The 17,493-nt window shown below is 38.1% G+C and carries 11 protein-coding genes; 3 read left to right on the top strand and 8 right to left on the bottom strand.

Going from position 1 to position 17,493, the window contains the following annotated elements:
* Positions 1-21: 21 nt before the first annotated feature.
* Entirely contained in the window at positions 22-1,593 is a 1,572-nt protein-coding gene (locus ACXAFE_RS20185) for an EAL domain-containing protein (protein WP_475157140.1), read from the bottom strand.
* 278 nt (positions 1,594-1,871) lie between these two features.
* Between ACXAFE_RS20185 and ACXAFE_RS20190 the strand changes: the two genes are divergently transcribed.
* Positions 1,872-2,063, top strand: a complete 192-nt coding sequence (locus ACXAFE_RS20190) for a hypothetical protein (RefSeq protein ID WP_475157144.1) — start codon at positions 1,872-1,874, stop codon at positions 2,061-2,063.
* A 135-nt stretch (positions 2,064-2,198) separates the two neighbouring features.
* Here ACXAFE_RS20190 and ACXAFE_RS20195 read toward each other — a convergent pair whose 3' ends face one another.
* On the bottom strand, positions 2,199-3,602 hold the full coding sequence (locus ACXAFE_RS20195) for a hypothetical protein (RefSeq protein WP_475157145.1): 1,404 nt from the start codon (positions 3,600-3,602) through the stop codon (positions 2,199-2,201).
* A gap of 109 nt (positions 3,603-3,711) precedes the next feature.
* The gene (locus ACXAFE_RS20200) at positions 3,712-4,182 is read right to left on the bottom strand and encodes a type III secretion system chaperone (protein WP_475157149.1); all 471 of its coding nucleotides are present in this window, start codon (positions 4,180-4,182) and stop codon (positions 3,712-3,714) included.
* A gap of 566 nt (positions 4,183-4,748) precedes the next feature.
* Between ACXAFE_RS20200 and ACXAFE_RS20205 the strand changes: the two genes are divergently transcribed.
* The gene (locus tag ACXAFE_RS20205; RefSeq protein WP_475157153.1) at positions 4,749-7,505 is read left to right on the top strand and encodes an ankyrin repeat domain-containing protein; all 2,757 of its coding nucleotides are present in this window, start codon (positions 4,749-4,751) and stop codon (positions 7,503-7,505) included.
* 338 nt (positions 7,506-7,843) lie between these two features.
* Here ACXAFE_RS20205 and ACXAFE_RS20210 read toward each other — a convergent pair whose 3' ends face one another.
* Both ACXAFE_RS20210 and ACXAFE_RS20215 read right to left on the bottom strand, forming a co-directional pair.
* Positions 7,844-8,743, bottom strand: a complete 900-nt coding sequence (locus ACXAFE_RS20210) for a tetratricopeptide repeat protein (protein ID WP_475157158.1) — start codon at positions 8,741-8,743, stop codon at positions 7,844-7,846.
* A gap of 403 nt (positions 8,744-9,146) precedes the next feature.
* On the bottom strand, positions 9,147-11,183 hold the full coding sequence (locus ACXAFE_RS20215) for a winged helix-turn-helix domain-containing protein (protein ID WP_475157161.1): 2,037 nt from the start codon (positions 11,181-11,183) through the stop codon (positions 9,147-9,149).
* A 146-nt stretch (positions 11,184-11,329) separates the two neighbouring features.
* On the opposite strand from ACXAFE_RS20215, the gene ACXAFE_RS20220 reads away from it, so the two are divergent.
* Positions 11,330-13,645: a CocE/NonD family hydrolase gene (locus ACXAFE_RS20220; RefSeq protein WP_475157165.1), complete on the top strand. Its 2,316-nt coding sequence runs from the start codon at positions 11,330-11,332 to the stop codon at positions 13,643-13,645.
* Positions 13,646-13,700: 55 nt separating this feature from the next.
* Here ACXAFE_RS20220 and ACXAFE_RS20225 read toward each other — a convergent pair whose 3' ends face one another.
* From ACXAFE_RS20225 to ACXAFE_RS20235, 3 genes are all read right to left on the bottom strand, one after another.
* Positions 13,701-14,867 carry an alpha/beta hydrolase-fold protein gene (locus ACXAFE_RS20225; protein ID WP_475157168.1) on the bottom strand — a complete coding sequence of 389 codons (1,167 nt, stop codon included), beginning with the start codon at positions 14,865-14,867 and terminating at the stop codon, positions 13,701-13,703.
* A gap of 201 nt (positions 14,868-15,068) precedes the next feature.
* Entirely contained in the window at positions 15,069-16,208 is a 1,140-nt protein-coding gene (locus tag ACXAFE_RS20230; protein ID WP_475157170.1) for a nuclear transport factor 2 family protein, read from the bottom strand.
* Between the two features lie 87 nt (positions 16,209-16,295).
* Positions 16,296-17,318 carry a helix-turn-helix domain-containing protein gene (locus tag ACXAFE_RS20235; RefSeq protein ID WP_475157173.1) on the bottom strand — a complete coding sequence of 341 codons (1,023 nt, stop codon included), beginning with the start codon at positions 17,316-17,318 and terminating at the stop codon, positions 16,296-16,298.
* Positions 17,319-17,493 lie beyond the last annotated feature (175 nt).

Raw genomic sequence — 17,493 nt, forward strand, 5'->3', positions numbered from 1 at the left:
CTTAAGCTGATGAATATAAATCTATACATCTTCTACTGAACTTGCTTTATGATAAAGCCAGCCCTGATGAAGGTATACTTTTTTCTCTATTAAGTACTCAGCTTGCTGCTTTGTTTCCACCCCTTCTGCAACCACATCAATTTTAAGTGCATTCGCTAGTTCGATTAAAGCGTCGAGCATATTGGCGAGCTGAGAGCCAGTTCCAATTGCTGCTATGTAACTTTTATCAATTTTGATTATGTCTAGCGGTAATGACTTCAAGTATTGAATACCAGCATAACCAGTACCAAAATCGTCCAATGCTAGCAGTATCCCTTGTTGCTTAAACTCAGCAAGCGTTTGCATTACGCTCTGATTATTAGTTTCAACTAATTCGTTTTCGGTGATTTCAAGTACTAACTGAGGAACATGATGACTAAGTGTAATTATATTTTGTATTACATTTTTATTTTTTAATTGTTCACCAGACACATTTAAATTGACTTTATTGATATTGTAACGCTGAAAAAGCTTAGGTAAGTCTTTATCGATATTGGTGATAACCTGACATGTTAACGCATCTAAAAGTTTATACTTTTCGATATCATCAATAAAGTCATTCGGATAGAGCATGCCTTCTACAGGGTCAATCAACCGTACTAAGCTTTCAGCACCCGTGAAACCATTTTGCCTTGCATCCCAGATAAATTGATAATGATTAACAAAATTATGAGCTTTGATGTTTTGTTTTAGTTTACTTTTGCGGCTTAAATAACGATATTGATAGGCGTGAACAAAAGCAAATGAAAACATAAAGACGACAAAATAAATGATGAGGCTGATAATTGAGGGGCGGTAGACCCCTTTAAATAATTTGCTCTGCTCGACCGCTAACACCAAACTTAATGAGGGTAACTCTGTTAGTGATTGCGCAATTAAAACATGCTGTTTACTATCATCAAACTGTGTATCAACAAGCTGTGTGGGTGCCTCTAAAGGGAACAGTTTTGGAGATATGGGTAGAGTATATTGACCATCCAGTGAAATTGGTACGCCTGATTGGGTCGCAACAATTGCAATAAATTGATATGACTCCCCAAGATCTGAAATGTGACGAGTCAAAATCTTTTGCGGTAAAAGCGCGTTAATTTCATAGCCATCCGTTCTCGTTTTCGCAATTACTAACGCCGCTTCACCAATAAAACTAGTATGAATCGGACCAAAAAAACGTAACTGCCTATTTTTATCTGGTTTGGGGCCTGAAGTATCTATCGGTGTCTTCAGTTTTTGCCAGCTGGTACAAATTAATTCACCAGCCGGATTGACAATGCCAAACTCAGCGACGTTTGGGATTCTGAAATGCGCCTTTCTTAATTCCCTTAAAGTTTTTTCACCACAATCAGGGCTAATATCACTCTGCGCATCAAAGAAAGTTGATAGTTGCTCTATTTGTTGATTGAGATCGCGCTTAATCCAATTAAAATCACTGGTAACCTGTAATAGTCTTTGCTGCTTGTGTTTAGAAACTTCATGAGGGTAGTATATTGAAATGGCTAAACATAGCGTGAATACAGCGATGATTGCTGCTTTAAATCGGCTAAAAAAGTGCTTCACAAATAAAAACCTACTTGTATAGCTAAAGGAGCTAAATGTTATTTAAACAACAATTTGTATAAGTATTATAACAGCTGAACTAATACAGCCATAATTTCCAAATTAGTTATAAATTATTTAAGGGGATAGTTCAGGATAGAAAAGAGTCACTCTTCTGACCCCAGTGACCCCCTTTAAATGTCGATTTTATAAAAAATTCCAGCCAAACATAATATTTATAACACCTTATCTGGCATACGCTTAAAAAGTAAATGGTTATTTAATGAGCAGAGGGAGTTGTGAGTAGTTACTTTAATTTTGTGGCACTTGTCGAGGCGTACCAGAAACTACACAACATTGAAAATGTTACATGGGAAGGTGAAAACAGTTTTGCACTAAGCAATGAGTCTTTCGAGATAAATATCGGTTTTGATGAGGCCTCTCAAACGCTTACGCTGGTGAGCTATATTGGTTTCATTAAAAATTATTAATAACAGAGACACCCACTCTAATTTGGTTTAGTTTGGGTGTGTTTTTCGATGTTTAGGTTAGGGGATACCCGCGCATTTTACATTGGCTAATTAATGGGTACCCTTTTTCTGTTACAAGGTCAGAACCTCTTTCACCTATTTTTTGGGCTCTATGGCGGCGACAGCAACCGCTGGCTCGTTACCATTATTTGCTGCTACAGCCACTTCATCTATAATTGGTGCTGCAGCGTCATTTGCTATGTCGGCCAAGGGCGCAGCTTGTTCAGCGGCAACCATTGCAACTTCAGGGGCAGCCTCAGGTTTATCTTTTAAAGCGTCACTCATAAATTGATCAAATTGAGAGACAGCTTTTGGATAATCCTCCAGCGGGCTTTCGATGTGTTGGAAATAGCCAAGTGTTTGTGCTGCAAGTAAGCACTCGGATAAACTATGGTGGCCCAAAGCAATAAGTTCCATGCTTTTAACGCCGAGCAATAGCTCACGTTTGGCTAGTTCGTCAGCACTAATGCCGTCACTATCTGCAATTTTGGGCTCTGTACCGTCAGCTGCAAATTCTATATCTATTATTTCTGAAAGAAGCGAGCCTGATACTCCGCCAATAAATGGCGCGCCTTTTTCTCGGAAAGCTTTTACAGTATTGCTCGTATCAACATCTTGGGCTGTAAGTATGCCTTTGGCATGAAAAATTGATTTCGCAAACACGTCTTCTTGTGACTCACGGCGATGCTCTTGGGCAGAAATACCGGCATTTTTGTCTTTTTTACTTGGGGCGCGATCACGACTTTGTATATTGTCTCCTCTTCCTCTATCTGTGAAAATATCATTTTCACGAGCTGAATCATAGCGTTCCTTGCTATGCACATCAGTTGAAATTAGGTAAAAATTGGTAAAAGCGTCAAGGCGGGTTTTCATGTCGTTATATGAATCGCCAAATATCTCTGCAATATTTATTTTGTTATTGTCTATTTTCTCGAGAAGTCTTTCCTTTCTGTCCACTAATGCTTTTCTTACGCGTGCTTCGGTGTATACCTCATCAATTTTTTCCAGTATGTCTTGCTCTTTAGGCGTCAATTCTGACGTGCTTAAGGTGCCTTCTGTCTTATGCTCTCTGTAACTTGTGAGTTTGTTTTCCATATCGATAATACGGTCTAACTGGCCGCTAATGTGTTCTTTGACGGCTTCAAAGGCTGAATGTCCCATTCCTAACAAACCTTGGCGCGCAATAGAGCTTTCTTTTGCTGCTGCAACTTTGTCGTTACCTCGAATATCAATGGTAGATGATTTGAAGGCTTCTCTTACTTCACCTACGGTGAGAGGGGTTGCGCTATTTTTTAAGGTCGTTTGCAGGTCTAGGCTCAAACCTTTCATCATGCCTGATTGATCTAATGATTTAACAAATTCGTCACGTAGAGGAGTAGCACTCGATCCTAATTCTGAAATCTCTCCGAACTTCCCACCATGATTATCTATAAGGTTAGCGGTGTCTTGTAGGCCTTTATTTTGTGAGATATGTCTAAATGCTGTTAGTTCAAACGTCATAGTAGCTTCCTTGTATTGGGCATATAGTTGTCAATGAACGGGCTCTCATAATTCGTTCTTAGATTACGAAAAGGGAAAGCACATTACGCACTTTGTGCAAAACGATAAATTAAGGTGTGATAAATTGATTACGTGTATAGGTTTTGCTCAAGTCTGTATCATTAGTGTGCGAATTTGACTCGGCTAACTCTTGCAATAGCTGGCGCGCCTTTTGAGTGTCTAAACATAATTGCTCGATCCACAGAGAGAACACATACTGATCTGTGTTTTGAGCTGACTTTTTAATTGTTAATGTGGCTTCGTCTGCGGAGTAGAATCCCCAAAATGCATTACTACCAGAACGATTTGCATAGTTTTCCAATAGCAGCCTTAAGTAGGTGTCTTCTTTGTTATCTGAGTTAATTACACCCACGTAACTAACAAGAAGAATAGTTTGAGATTGCTCGTCGAACCCGATATTAATTTCAAACTCGTCATTACTAAGTGAAAAGCTGTTTCCAGCCTCCCAATTCAAATGCGTTATGCCTTTAAGTTTTTGGTATTCCTCAATAAGCGCTATAAAATTAAAGCAACTATCCATAATTCCCTCTGCTTGTTTAATAACCATTCACAGCGAAGCATAGGTTATAGAACACACTAAAAATTTAAAATTCAGCTGAGATTTTTTATAAAATGAGCAATTTATGGATTTTAGGTACAAGGCTGTTGGTGAGTGCATATCAATAGGGTCGGCTGGGCAGAACTTGTGACTTATAATGTGCTCTTCAGAGACAATGTTGTATTAGTTTCACTTTGTGGTTCAGTTACTTCATTCAGCATTGTTAATGAACAAAGCCTATTAATTGATATCACCGTGCAGAGGAAAATAGATTTTTAATTTTTGAATGGTTTTGATTTTGAAGCTTCAGAGCTAAATACCCACAGGTAATTTATAACCAGGGGAACAAAAAATACCCATTAAGCTTTTAAATGTTAAAACTCAACTTTTAATGGGTTCATTTTACATTATTTTACTGATATAAAAGAATTAAAGCGAATGGACTAAGCTTATTCGATAACAAGGATGTGTTCGAAGTTTACTCACGAATATGTGTTTGCGAATTTGAAATGTCATTTGAATTCATGCCACTTAATTAGGAAGCACATATGTCGGCAAATCATTATCATTATATCGGCTATTTTAATTCTGCAGAAAATGCTGAAAAAGTAGCAGAGCAACTCGCACACAATTCAGTTGGTGATGTTAATCACCTTATCGGTTTGCCATCTTACACTTTAGAAGACTATGAAGTGACAGAAGATGCATTACATTTACGTATTATTACAGGTACTACTGGTGATTTCGATTTAGATTTATTACTTAAACTAAAGCCTTTCCATATCGAGTTTGTAAAAGTTAAAGTGTATTACGATCAAGTAGGTGAGTATGAAACAGCCTATTTTTATCGCGCTGCACCTATTGAAGGCGATACATTAGATACGTTATTGAGTCGCTACGAACCTCATCATCGCTTAATGAACTTTATTGAAGATAAAGAGTTTGGCAAAGTTCATGAAATTTTATCAAACACCGAAAATTTAGCTGAGTTTGCAGATGAGAACAGACTGCTTGAGCGTTTTGCTGAGGCTGACAATTTAAACCTTTTTAAACTGGTGCTTGATGCAGGCGCTAATCCAAATATAAAGGTTGATGATGAACCGCTTATTATCGACATTCTTCAGAACTATGATTCTGGCTGTATGTGTTTTGTTAAAGCCCTACTCGAGAAAAATGTAGATGTAAACACGGTTTGTTCTGAGGGAGGTTCAATCCTTTGGTATATGGGCTCTGATTTTGCAGAGCTTGCGCAAGAGTACAAAGACCAACTTGTTTTTAAAGCGGCGAGTAATAGTTACCAAGATGAGGATGTTGAAGAAATTATGGATGTAGCTTTGCATCACCATGATTTCCCCATCTTTGAGAAAAACCTTGAGCATTACTTGAAAGAAGGTCATCCCGAACAAGCATTATTTGAAGCCGCTGTTCAAAACGACAACATTCAAGCCTTACAGTATTTAGAAAAGCGTTTTCCAACTTATCTTACCGATAACAATGATAGTATTATTGAAACCGCTAGTATGAGTGCTGGGCGCGAATGTGTTAGTTACTTGCTAGATAAACAAGCTCCAGTAGAAATCGAAGAGTTTGACTTTGAGCAAATCATTATCAATTTTGCCTCAAATCATAATGCCTCAGCTATTATTGCCCGATTAATTGAGCTAGCAAAAGCACATGATATTGAGCTGTCACTCGAAGAAGCTGCTTTTGCCGCAGTGCGTAGCCAATGTGATGAAAATTTAGCTGTTATTCTACCGTTTGTGAATGACAGAGATGAAGATGATCCACTGTTGCATCGTGTGATGCATCATTTGACGCCAGCTAACCTCAAACTTCTGCTAGACGCTGGCTATAGCCTTGAGGATAGAGACTATCAGCAAGATACATTCCTCGATAGTGCAGCATGCAACCTTGCTGCGCAAAACCCTGTACGTGTGGAAATTATCAAACGTTTTAGTGATAAGCCTTTGGAAGAGCGTATTTGGCAAATTATTAAAGTGGATGATTTGGCTGCATTTACAAACGCTTTTACTGAATTGGAAAATAAAGACATTACCGATGAGCACGGTAATTCGCTGCTTATAAAAGCAATAGACTGTAACGCAAAAGAAATTTTTGCTTATTTACTTACGACCTCTCCTAATTTGGAAAGTAAGAATAAACTCGGGAATACGGCGCTTACACTAGCCGTTATCAAGTTACGTAAAAGCGTTGTAGAGCAGCTTTTAATCGCAGGCTGCGATGCCAATGCAAAAGTGTGTATTGAAGAGGTTGATGATGAAGAAGACGATGCTGAATCTGAGGTCTTAAATAAGTTATTTGAAAACACTACCCTTGGTGCATTAAGCCATTTAGGCGAGATCGCGACTCAAATATCAGAAGAGATGACAGTTGAAGGCAGTGATTCATCATGTCTTATGTTCGCAGCCGCTGCTGGTCATTTAGCCATTTGTGAATTGCTTGTTGAACATGGAGCAGAGGTTAACGCAGAAGATGAAGATAAAGATGTTGTACTGTGGTATGCCGTACGAAATGGTCATCACGATGTGTACAATTATTTGAGGGAAAAAGGTGCAGAAATTCGCCTTGATAGTGATGGAGACACCTTACTCCATTTGGCAACCTACCATCAACATACCGATCTTATTAAACCTTTAGTAGAAGCAGGCATTGATATTAACCAAAAAAGCAAAGAATCAGGCGAAACAGCGCTTTGCACTGCGGCAGCTTTTGGTGCGTTGAGCGACGATAATATTGTTGAGCTATTAATCTCGCTTGGGGCAGATGTCAATATTAAAACGGATGGCGGTAGTTCTGCTTTGATATATGCTTGCCAAAATTTTAACCCTGAAGCTGTACCCTTTTTATTGTCCGCAGGAGCAGATGTTAATGTAGTGAATGAAGAAGGAAAGACAGCTTACGATTTATGCTTAGAATTGGAATCGCTCGATGATGAAACAGTCATTGAACAGTTAAAACCAACGAATAAGCTGTTAGGTATAACCAAGGTCGCAAAAAAAGTGCTTCGCTTTATTTGGGGCTCTTTGATACCTGCAATTGTCATCACAGTTATTCTTGGGTTTATTGACAGAAATTGGGGACGTTTTTTCTTCTACAGTGCGGTTGTTTGGTGGATTTTTAAAGGGCTAAGAGCGATCAAGCGAGTATTATTTAAACCTAAACCGGTTAAAAAAGGCAATAATGCTGGCGATAGAGTAAGTAATGCTCTACTTAGCGTGATGGCTGATGTAACTGAAAAAGAAGAAAAAAAGAAAAGAAAATCAAAAGAATGGGAAGATAGCTAAGTTTAATTAATAAAGTAAACATAAATACCAACGCATTCTGTAACCCTACCACTTTGGTCAAAACCAATGGGGTCTGACTTTGCTTTGTGTAAATAAAAAATAAAGCCGGTTGGTTTGATTGTTAAAAGGTTAGTTATTAATTAGCTAACCTTTTTCTTTGTTGGAGCTTAAATGCCAGCTAAGCGCTTAAATTGACTTCAGTTGGTGTGCCCACACCGTACTTCAAATATGTCCAGTAACGGTTAAAGACGACAAAGTAAACCACACCTTTCGAAATGAATCAGGTTATAACGTTTATGACCTATCAGCTATTTTAAGCTCTAGGCACGTGTGACATCTTATTTAACAGATATTAACTGCTGATATTGCTTCAATAACTTTGTGGAGAGCTTGGTTGGGTCAACCTGATTAAGGTGTGTCTTTAACTTCGATTGATTGTTTTGCTCGCTATAGTAAATAGCCAAGCGATAGTGGCATAAGTTTTTGATAGTAGGGTGGTCTATGGTTTTTTCTGCGGATAATACCTCTAAAAAAACTTGTTCAGCTTCCTTGTGCATCTCAAGCATTTGATGGCTGCGAGCCACGTTGTAATGAGTCATTAACGCATAGTGTTTATTTAAAGACAATTGCGCATTTTCATATGCGAGTTGAAAGTATGGAAAAGCATTTTTATACGATTTCTGTAGGGCATGCATATTACCAAGATTGGTATAAATCGTTTTTTTAAGTTCACTATTAGGGTGATCTCTAAATTTCGTTTCCAATGGTAATAGCAGTTCTATGCCTGTTCGGTAATCGTTTAAATAAATATGAAAATTTGCATACTCAATCAGCGAATAGGGATCGAGCGTGTCTAAATGAATTCCTTTCATTAAAGTAAATGTTTTTGACTTATATAGCTCAAAGTCTTGCACGTTATTTCTAAACATCGCATTTTTGGCACTTAGAATGTAAACCTTGAGCTGTAAAAAAGTCGGTAGGGTTGAAATTGAATTTAACTCATTGAGTACTATGGCGAGTGGTTGCGATTGTTCAAGTTCAAATAATGCCTGAATTTGTAGATATTTGAAGCGGTACCATTGTGATGATTTTGGCTCGACACCTTTATTTAATCGCTCTTCTACTAACTGTAAGCACTGTTTAGGGTTAATTTGACACGTGTTTTCTATCTTTGCGGGAGCCGCCCAGCTTTTGGCAGAATAGAAAAAAGCGATGAATAGTATGAGGAAAAATTTCATTAATACAGTGCAACACAAAAGAACTCAAACATCATGCTAATGACTTTAGAACTGATTTGCCAATTTAGGAAGTGCATCTGTGGCTTATAACAAAACATCCACTTTCGTTTGGTCATTAAAAACATAGGACTAAGAATCTGAAATTTATCTTGCTCGTATCCTTTCCTAAATATTAATCGTTGGGTTATTTTTAAAATCAATGACTCCATGAACTCTGACCCATTCATCATTAAATAAATAACAAAGACACCCACTCTAATTTGAATTAGTTTGGGTGTTTTTATGTTTAGGGTAGGTAACTCTTTTTAAGGATGAGAGGCTCTATTTGTTAGGCGGTGTTAATTACTGCTGATTTTTTCAAGCATCAACCAACAGTTTTTCAATTTTCACTCACGCCTATTTTTCATTCTGTAGATACGCTAAATGTTTGGTAAATGTCGCTATCATTGGATTCTGATGATGGTTTATTGATAAGTAATAAATCGCCACGCAGTGAAAAATGACCTAGCTGGCTATTTAATTGGAACACTCGCTTGAGAGTATCGATATTATAAATATTAAGGCTACTCTGATGCCAATCAAACAACGCAACACGTTTGCCACTTTTTTTAACAGCAAATTGCCTACCATAAAAAGCGCTCTGTGGTTGATTAGGTAAGGTCAAAGGGGTTTTATCTTGGCCAACATACCAGTTTCCAGCTTGATCAACCCAAAGCCAATTATGATCAAATTTATCGTATTGAACACTCTGCCATTTTGGCTCAAGGCGCTCCATTGAATTGTCAGTTAAGTTAAATTCAACCACTTGCCAGTTTGCGCCAATTTTCATACTAAAAGCGACTTTATTGGCAGAACGAAATGACACGCCACGAAACTCTTTTTCAGGCAATGGCAGTATCTGGGTTACCCCTGAGGGTATATCAATAATATGAATCGCGTTTAATGTAAGCCCTGCTACTTTATTTGCATCAGGTGACCAAGTTAAATCAACATAATGGCGGCCATCACTGTACTGGGTGATTTTTTTCTTTTTACGGGTTTCTCGGTTATATAGCCACAGTTCTTCATTGCCTGAGGTTAAACTGATGTATGCGATTTGCTGGGAGTTGGGTGATAACACAGCCAGTCGTTCATCAAAGGTATCGTTTAAAATCGATAACACTTTATTGTCAGCAATATTATATTCATCAACATTTAAGTCATATTTAAATGCGGTAAACGCATAATCTACGCCATTACTATGGCGTTCTGGCCGACTTAATTGTTGAGGGTCTGTAAACAACACCGTTTTGTTACTTCCATCAAGACCAAATTGCACAATATTACGGGCAGGGTGTTCGCCCATCATCACAACATGTTCACCATCATGAGACCAAATACCACAACAAATATAAGCATTTAACTCAAACAGTAATGTTAATTGCTGTGTGTTTAAATCAAGTCGATAAAAGCCTTCCCATTGCTGCTCATTCGGTGAAGATATTAGAATTTTGTTGTCAGTTGGGTGAAGATCAAACTGGCTATTGCCACCTAAATGCAAGTCAGGTTGTGGTAGCCACTGTGTTTTACCTGTATCTAGGTGGAGTGAATAGAGCGAGTAAGGCTTGCCCATACCTGGAGATTCAGAAAGAATGAGCACATTATCATCATGGGTAAATTTAATTTGACCAAAGCTCCCTGCTTTACAGGTATAAATTAGTTTAGGCTCAGACATCGTTAGGCCATTAAACTCGCGTATAAAGTATTGGCAAGATTCTTGTGTAGCAACTAAATAAACCAGCTTAGTACCCGCATTATTCCATACACCAGGGCCTACGCCACTTTGTTCCCCATGGTTTACTTCAACTTGTTCACCTGAATAAATGTTTTTTACATAGAGTTTGAAGCGCTCGCCAGCATGGTTCATGTAAGCGAGCCTAATGCCATCAGGGGCAAAGCTTGGAAAGTATTCACTGCCTTTATCTGATGTAACTGCTTTGGCTGAAACAATACTATTTGGGGCAGTACGATGGTTAAACAACCATAGAGATACAAACAAGATAAAGAATAAGAGCAATAGCAAAATGTATTTAAGACTCAAACGCTTGGCTGGTGCAGTATTGGCTTTTACGCATGGATCTTCTTTTTCAAAAACGGGGGTTGCCGTAGCGACAAATCGATAGCCTCGTTTTGGTACTGTGGTGATATACTCAGGATTGCGCGCATCATCTTGTAATGCTTTTCTAAGCTTAGTGATGAGCTTGCTGACAGTGTTCTCACTGACATAACGACCATGCCATACATCGTCAAGTAATTGCTCTTTACTGATTACTTGGTTTTGATTCTGACAAAAATAGGCTAAAAGTTCACACATCTTCGGTTCAAGTCGAACTTGATTGTGCTCAGTGATTAAGGTTTGTTGTTGTTCATTAAACTCAAAACCTTTAATTTGCCAGCGCATATTAATCCATTCGTTCTATCACACAGCCCTTTTAAATCAAGGCTGTCATAAAAAGTCACATCTTTTCACCACGCTGTCAGGACTTAAAATTAGGCGTTCAGTAGAGTGCTCCACGATTTAGTCGCATTATTAAAATGGAAGCACAAATGAAAAAAATAAGTTTAACGTCAGTGGTGGTTTATTTGGCAATCATCTTACTAAATTTTTTGCAAAATACCTATGCTGAGCAGAGTAATCAATACCCTGTCCCTTCGATTATTGTCGCAACCGAATTGAACGCATCAGAAAATGCACAAGCGATTTTAGCCTCAACAGATTTCAAAAAAGAGCTCGCGTTATTTGCAAAAAAATTAACGCCTGCGCAAATAAACCAACAACCCATGTTTAATAAAATTGCATTACTATCATTGCGAGGCGATTTTGCAGCCATAGAGACTCACATTGAAAAGCAAAATAATACGTTAGAGTTTTCTCATTACCAGCTGTTTCACCAAATAAATCAGGTGTTAAACGATAAAGGTAAATTGCATGATTCTTTTGCAGAAGTAAGCCGTGAGTTGATTGGTCAAAAATTTGAAAAACTGGATGATGAAGCGTTTGTAAAATTGACTTTAGCGCTAGGCTGGTCGGTGTCTAACGCCTATGACTATGTATTTAACGTTTATAAGCAAGTACAAAACAAACAAAGCGTATCGCATGATGAGATGATAAATATTGCGGTAAACACCCGCTTATATCATGTACTTAAAGAAATCATTCCCATTACAAATGAAATTGTAAAACGTGAACAAGCGCGCCGCTTTTACATTCAACCGGATGTGTTAGTTAAATTAAAAAATGGCATTGAGTTATCCATCACTCTTGTTCGCAGTCGCGGTCTTAAAAAACCAAATAGCACAGCGTTACAGTATACAATTTATGCGGATGAAGCAGCACACATTAAATCTGCGATGCATGCTGCAGCGCATGGGTATATTGGCATAGTAGCTAATTCGCGTGGCAAGCGTTCGAGCAAAGATGCGATTGTACCTTGGGAACACGAAGGAGAAGATGCATCGCAGTTAATTAACTGGATCACCGAACAGGTGTGGAGTAATGGCAAAGTTGTGATGTACGGTGGCAGTTATAATGGCTTTACCCAATGGGCAACAGCAAAGCATATGCCTAAAGGGCTAAAAGCGATAGCACCTTATGTAGCGGCTAATTTAATAACAGGGCTACCATATGAAAACAATATTGCCTTAACAGGTAATTTTGAATGGCCCTTATTTGTGACAAACAACAAAACTGTAGACAACAGTGTTTATAATGACTGGCAGCGAACGAATAATATCGTAAATACGCTTTATAAAAGTGGTCGAGCAATTGTTGATATTGACAAAATTGCAGAAAAACCAAGTCCATGGCTACAAAAGTGGTTAGCTCACCCTGAAGACGGGCCATACTATCAACGTATGGTGCCACATAAAGAAGATTATAAACGCATTAATATACCTGTGCTCAGTATTACAGGCTACTTTGAAGGCGGTCAGATCTCAGCGTTAAACTATTTGCATGAGCATTATAAATATAACCCTAGTGCTAATCATGCGCTCTTAATTGGCCCTTATAACCATTGGTCAGCACAGAATAAACCACGTTCTCATCACAGTAATTATAAGTTAGACCCTGTTGCCCTTGAAAAGGACACAGATGAGCTAGTATTTGAATGGTTCGATCATGTGTTATATGGCAAGCCTAAACCAAAGCTCGTGCAAAATAGGGTGAACTACCAAGTAATGGGGGCAAACGAATGGCGCTTTGCGAGCTCATTGCAAGCGCTAAATCAACAAGCCGTGACTTTTTATATTCAAGCATCACCGAATGACGCTGACAACTATCTGTTAGCACAAGCGCCTTCTTTGCAGACTAATCAATATATTGAGCAGATTGTTGATATGACGGATAGAAGCGAGCAGCGCAATTTAGCGCCATGGCCAGTAATTCAAGACAGCATTGATAAGCAAGGTGGTATTCAAATTGAAACGCCTATATTTACCGAAGATATGGAGCTAACAGGTGTAATATCTGGTTTTTTTGATATATCAGTAAATAAAAGAGATGTGGACATTGGCTTTAATTACTATGAAGTGACTGCCGAAGGTGAGGTTTTTCATTTAAATAACTATCGCAGCCGAGCGAGTTATGCAGATGATATGGGCGAAAGACGTTTGCTCATTCCCAATAAAAAACGTCGCGTTCCGATTGTTAATGCACGATTTACTTCAAAACTTATCAAAAAGGGCAGCAAAATCGTGCTTGTTTTAAACGTCAATAAAAACACCGACGCACAAGTTAACTTAGGTTCAGGCAAACCGGTTAATTATGAAAGTATTGCGGATGCAGGCGAACCTATGATTTTGAAATGGTACTTATCATCAGAAATAAATCTACCACTCAAACCATGGGGTAGCGTGTTGTAATTGATAACGGTAATCAATGGATGACCCAATTGATTACCGCGGTTTGTAAAACGTGTTAGTTTTTAAGCTTCGCTTTTAGCTTACTAATTGCATCGAGGTAGCGACGTTTATTTGCATGGTTACTGTCAACCATTTGATTTGCTTTTTCATAATGTTTTAACGCAATCTTAAGTTGCCCGTTTGCTTCATATGTTCTTGCTAATAAAAAATAAGAATAGTCTGAATTAGGGAACAAGCTTATATTGTGTTTGTATGCTTCGATAGCATTATTATAGTTTTTCTTATAGTGCTCACTATTACCTAAGTTAATTAGCCAGCGTTCGGAAGAAAAATTTATCTTAAATGTATCTTTCACATTGTTAATGTGTGTTATCACAACCTCTAATCCTTTTGCGCTGTGCGCGTAGGATAAAGGCCATGCCTTAAATAGTGTTGTTAGCCCGTGATAGTGAGCATCAAAAACAACTGTGAGATGGCTTTCGTCAGGGAACTCTTGTGAGCTAACCGAATCAATATTCACAGATTCAAAGGCTTGCGTAATTGCAGCATAACTTGCGCCTGTAGTGCCTTTTTCATTGCCTTTACTTAAGTACATTGCAGCTTTAGACAGTGTTTTTTGTTCAATTTGGTGTTTAGCTTCAACCACCAAGCGTTCTTTATCCCAACCTAAAGATGGGCTAATTGCCATATATCCGTCAAACAAGTTGGGTTTGTTAAGATAGGTATAAAATGAAAATAAACCGCCAAACGAATGGCCAGAAAATACCTTAAAGTCGGTCGTTCTGTATTTTTTGTTGATGTGCGGAACTAGCTCAGATTCTATAAAGTTAGCAAACTGACTAGCGCCACCATAGTTTACGCTTGTGAACCAAGGGTGGTTTTTTTCTACTTCATCATAAACAATGGGTGTTAAATCACGAACACGGTTTGCACTTGTATCTATGCCTACCAATATCATTGGTGGGATTTTGTTGGCCTTAGTTAAGAAATTAACAGTACTTGCCATTATTTCAAAATGAGCTTGTGCATCAGAGAAATATAATACTGGGTAGTTATAGTCGGTTTTGTCATAGTTTTCTGGCAAACTAATGAATAACTTTCGGGTTTCGTTAAGTACTTGCGAGTTTAGAGTTTCACTTTTGCCAATAACGATTTCGTCCGCATTAGCTGATGATAGGGTGAAAAGTGTTAATACTATAAATCCAATGACGAACCTTATCATCTTATTCCTTATACTTTACTCGGTTTCATTTGATAACTTACACAGCAATTCTGTCATTGTTGCAAATAGTGTGGGCAAATAACAAGTCACACTGCGTTAATGTGTAAAAAGCGTATCAATAAACTGAGGCTTTTGGTCGAATGAACTTTTGATTTGACTAAAGGGCCTAGCAATTTAGACCCATCATGCTGAAAATAGAAATTACATATCATTCATCATTTTTACCATCGCCAAAGCAACCGCTTTTGATGACTGGTAATTCGTGCCAGTAATAATGCGACCATCGATTTGCACATACGATTGATTGCGCTCTCCATATGAAAACTTACCGCCACGCTGTGTTATGGTTTTTTCAATATCAAATGGAAATTGCTGATAATAAGCAGCATCTGTTTTTTCAAATGCGGTTGGGTAACCACTTACTTTGCGACCAGCAACGAGGTATTCGCCATTACTAAGCTTTAGGTTAATAATGCCTGCTGTACCGTGACACACTGATGAAACAATGCCATAGTTTTTTTCATACACCGCCATTGCAATTGCTTGCAATGCTTTGTTTTCAGCAACCTGATACATAGCATTACCACCACCGACATAATGCACCGCTAAGTATTGGCTCGCATCTACTTGCTCGGGTGCTAACGTATTCGCTAATAAATACATAAAGTCTTGGTTATAAATAAATTTTTTGTGCTTTTCGTTTGATGTGTTGATATAAGCCAAAGGTAATTTACCCCCTAGTGTACTGACAACATCAACCTGATAACCCGCATTAATAAACACTTCATAGGCTTCGACTAACTCAGAAAAACTAACACCTGTTGGTAAACTAGACTCGCCATGATGATCCGCGCTTGAAGTAATAAATAAAACGCGTTTATTCATTGCGCTTTTTAATTGTGAATTGTCTTGCTGTGATACCAATTGAGTTGCTGTTTTACTAACGATTTGCCACCCATTTGGAAAGCGCTTAAGTAAAAATTGATCAATATATTGCTTTACAGGGGAAGCCGTTGTAATTAACGCTCTTGCCATTGCAATATCACCATCTATTGTGGTTGATAAAATTGCCCCAGCGCGTTGTCCTTTGATTGACTCAAACCAGCTAGCATAGTCTTCAGCTGATACTTGCCAAAACGGTTTATTAGGATGGCTGAGTAGTAAGGAAGCACGCTCATGAAATGCATTTTTAATTAAATGAGGTTCACCCTTGCTAGTGCCATTAATGTAATTGTGAAGAACCGCTCTTACTTCGTGCTGTGCATCCACTTTTGCGTGTGCTTGTATTGTGAAATGCACTACAAGAACAAGTAACATTAACCATTTAAATGTCTGTTTCATAATATTGAGCTCCATAAAAAATATTCACTCAATCTTATTTAAATTTAATACAATCAATAAGCTAAGTTATATTCCAGTAGTCCAAAATTATAATTTGGCAGTGCGATATCGGTTTGGTGTCATGCCTGTTTTGTGCTTAAAGGCGCTATAAAATGTTGAAGATGAACTAAAGCCACTTTGTTCTGCAATATCGTCAATACTGGTGTTCGGCTCTGCAAGTAACAGTGTTTGTGCGAAGGTGACGCGTTGAGTATTAATGTACTGTTTAAAGTTCATTTGATAGTGGTCATTCAATAATTGTGACAACAACGTATGAGGCATGCCTAAACGTTTAGCGAGACGAGGTAATGAAAGCTGAGGATCAGTGTAGATGTACTCTTCATTTATTAACTGTTCAAGCGCATTTGAATAGGCGGTTATTTGATTGTCGGTTAACTTGTTATTGGCATATTTATTGTTTTTTAATGGCGGCTCTTTAGGTGCTTTAAATAAGGTTAATACTGATAAATACAAGGTGAGTGAAAAACTTAACGCGCCCATAATGTAAGAGGTGTAAGAGGCAGTAAAGTAAGCTAACCAAATTAAAGAACCGCCCATCAGCACAATGAGTGGCTTGTCGGTGATTAACGCTTGCCATTGGCCTTTAAACTGTTGGATTTTTTCTCTGTAATGAAAGAAGCTCAAGAGCAAACACACCAGCCATAGGTAGCTTGAACCCCGATAAACCCAATATTGCCAGAGCTCTAAATGGGTTTTATAAGGGTACACAATACCCAACACAACAATAAATATCGCTAAACTAGCAAAAGTCCACTTTGCTATGGCGTTGTGCTTACCTTGCCTAGTTTGATGAGTAATATAAGCGTAAATACACGGACCAATAAGAAAACACGCTGTTAATCCGAGTTGTAGAATGTTTTTATCTAAACTTGGGGTAAAGTAAAATGCTACCGACTTGCCTATACGTATACAAAGTAATAGCAACAACATTGCCAGCCAATTATCACCCACTTGCTTATTTTGACGAAAGACTAACCAAGAAGCTAAAAGTAGGCCATTAAACACCCCTAAGGCGGAAAAGAAAAATAATAAATAAGAGGTGGCGCTCATGAAAAAACTATACTGAGTAATAAATGCAGTCACTATCCCAAATCTAATCAAATGACACAAGGCATTGTGCCTAATGTATTCAAGTTGGGGAATTGGATTTAAGGCTGATGGTTTTCGTTACTCGACGAATCGTTAACTCTTAATATTAATAATAAAACTTCACAATTACGCCTAG

The sequence above is a fragment of the Pseudoalteromonas sp. ABV4_021 genome (assembly GCF_056159365.1).

Excerpts from the sequence above, each read along its gene's own strand:
- ACXAFE_RS20205 (WP_475157153.1), top strand. The coding sequence starts at position 4,749 with ATGTCGGCAAATCATTATCATTATATCGGCTATTTTAATTCTGCAGAA.
- ACXAFE_RS20220 (WP_475157165.1), top strand. The coding sequence starts at position 11,330 with ATGAAAAAAATAAGTTTAACGTCAGTGGTGGTTTATTTGGCAATCATC.
- ACXAFE_RS20195 (WP_475157145.1), bottom strand. The coding sequence starts at position 3,602 with ATGACGTTTGAACTAACAGCATTTAGACATATCTCACAAAATAAAGGC.
- ACXAFE_RS20200 (WP_475157149.1), bottom strand. The coding sequence starts at position 4,182 with ATGGATAGTTGCTTTAATTTTATAGCGCTTATTGAGGAATACCAAAAA.
- ACXAFE_RS20225 (WP_475157168.1), bottom strand. The coding sequence starts at position 14,867 with ATGATAAGGTTCGTCATTGGATTTATAGTATTAACACTTTTCACCCTA.
- ACXAFE_RS20235 (WP_475157173.1), bottom strand. The coding sequence starts at position 17,318 with ATGAGCGCCACCTCTTATTTATTATTTTTCTTTTCCGCCTTAGGGGTG.
- ACXAFE_RS20230 (WP_475157170.1), bottom strand. The coding sequence starts at position 16,208 with ATGAAACAGACATTTAAATGGTTAATGTTACTTGTTCTTGTAGTGCAT.
- ACXAFE_RS20215 (WP_475157161.1), bottom strand. The coding sequence starts at position 11,183 with ATGCGCTGGCAAATTAAAGGTTTTGAGTTTAATGAACAACAACAAACC.
- ACXAFE_RS20210 (WP_475157158.1), bottom strand. The coding sequence starts at position 8,743 with ATGAAATTTTTCCTCATACTATTCATCGCTTTTTTCTATTCTGCCAAA.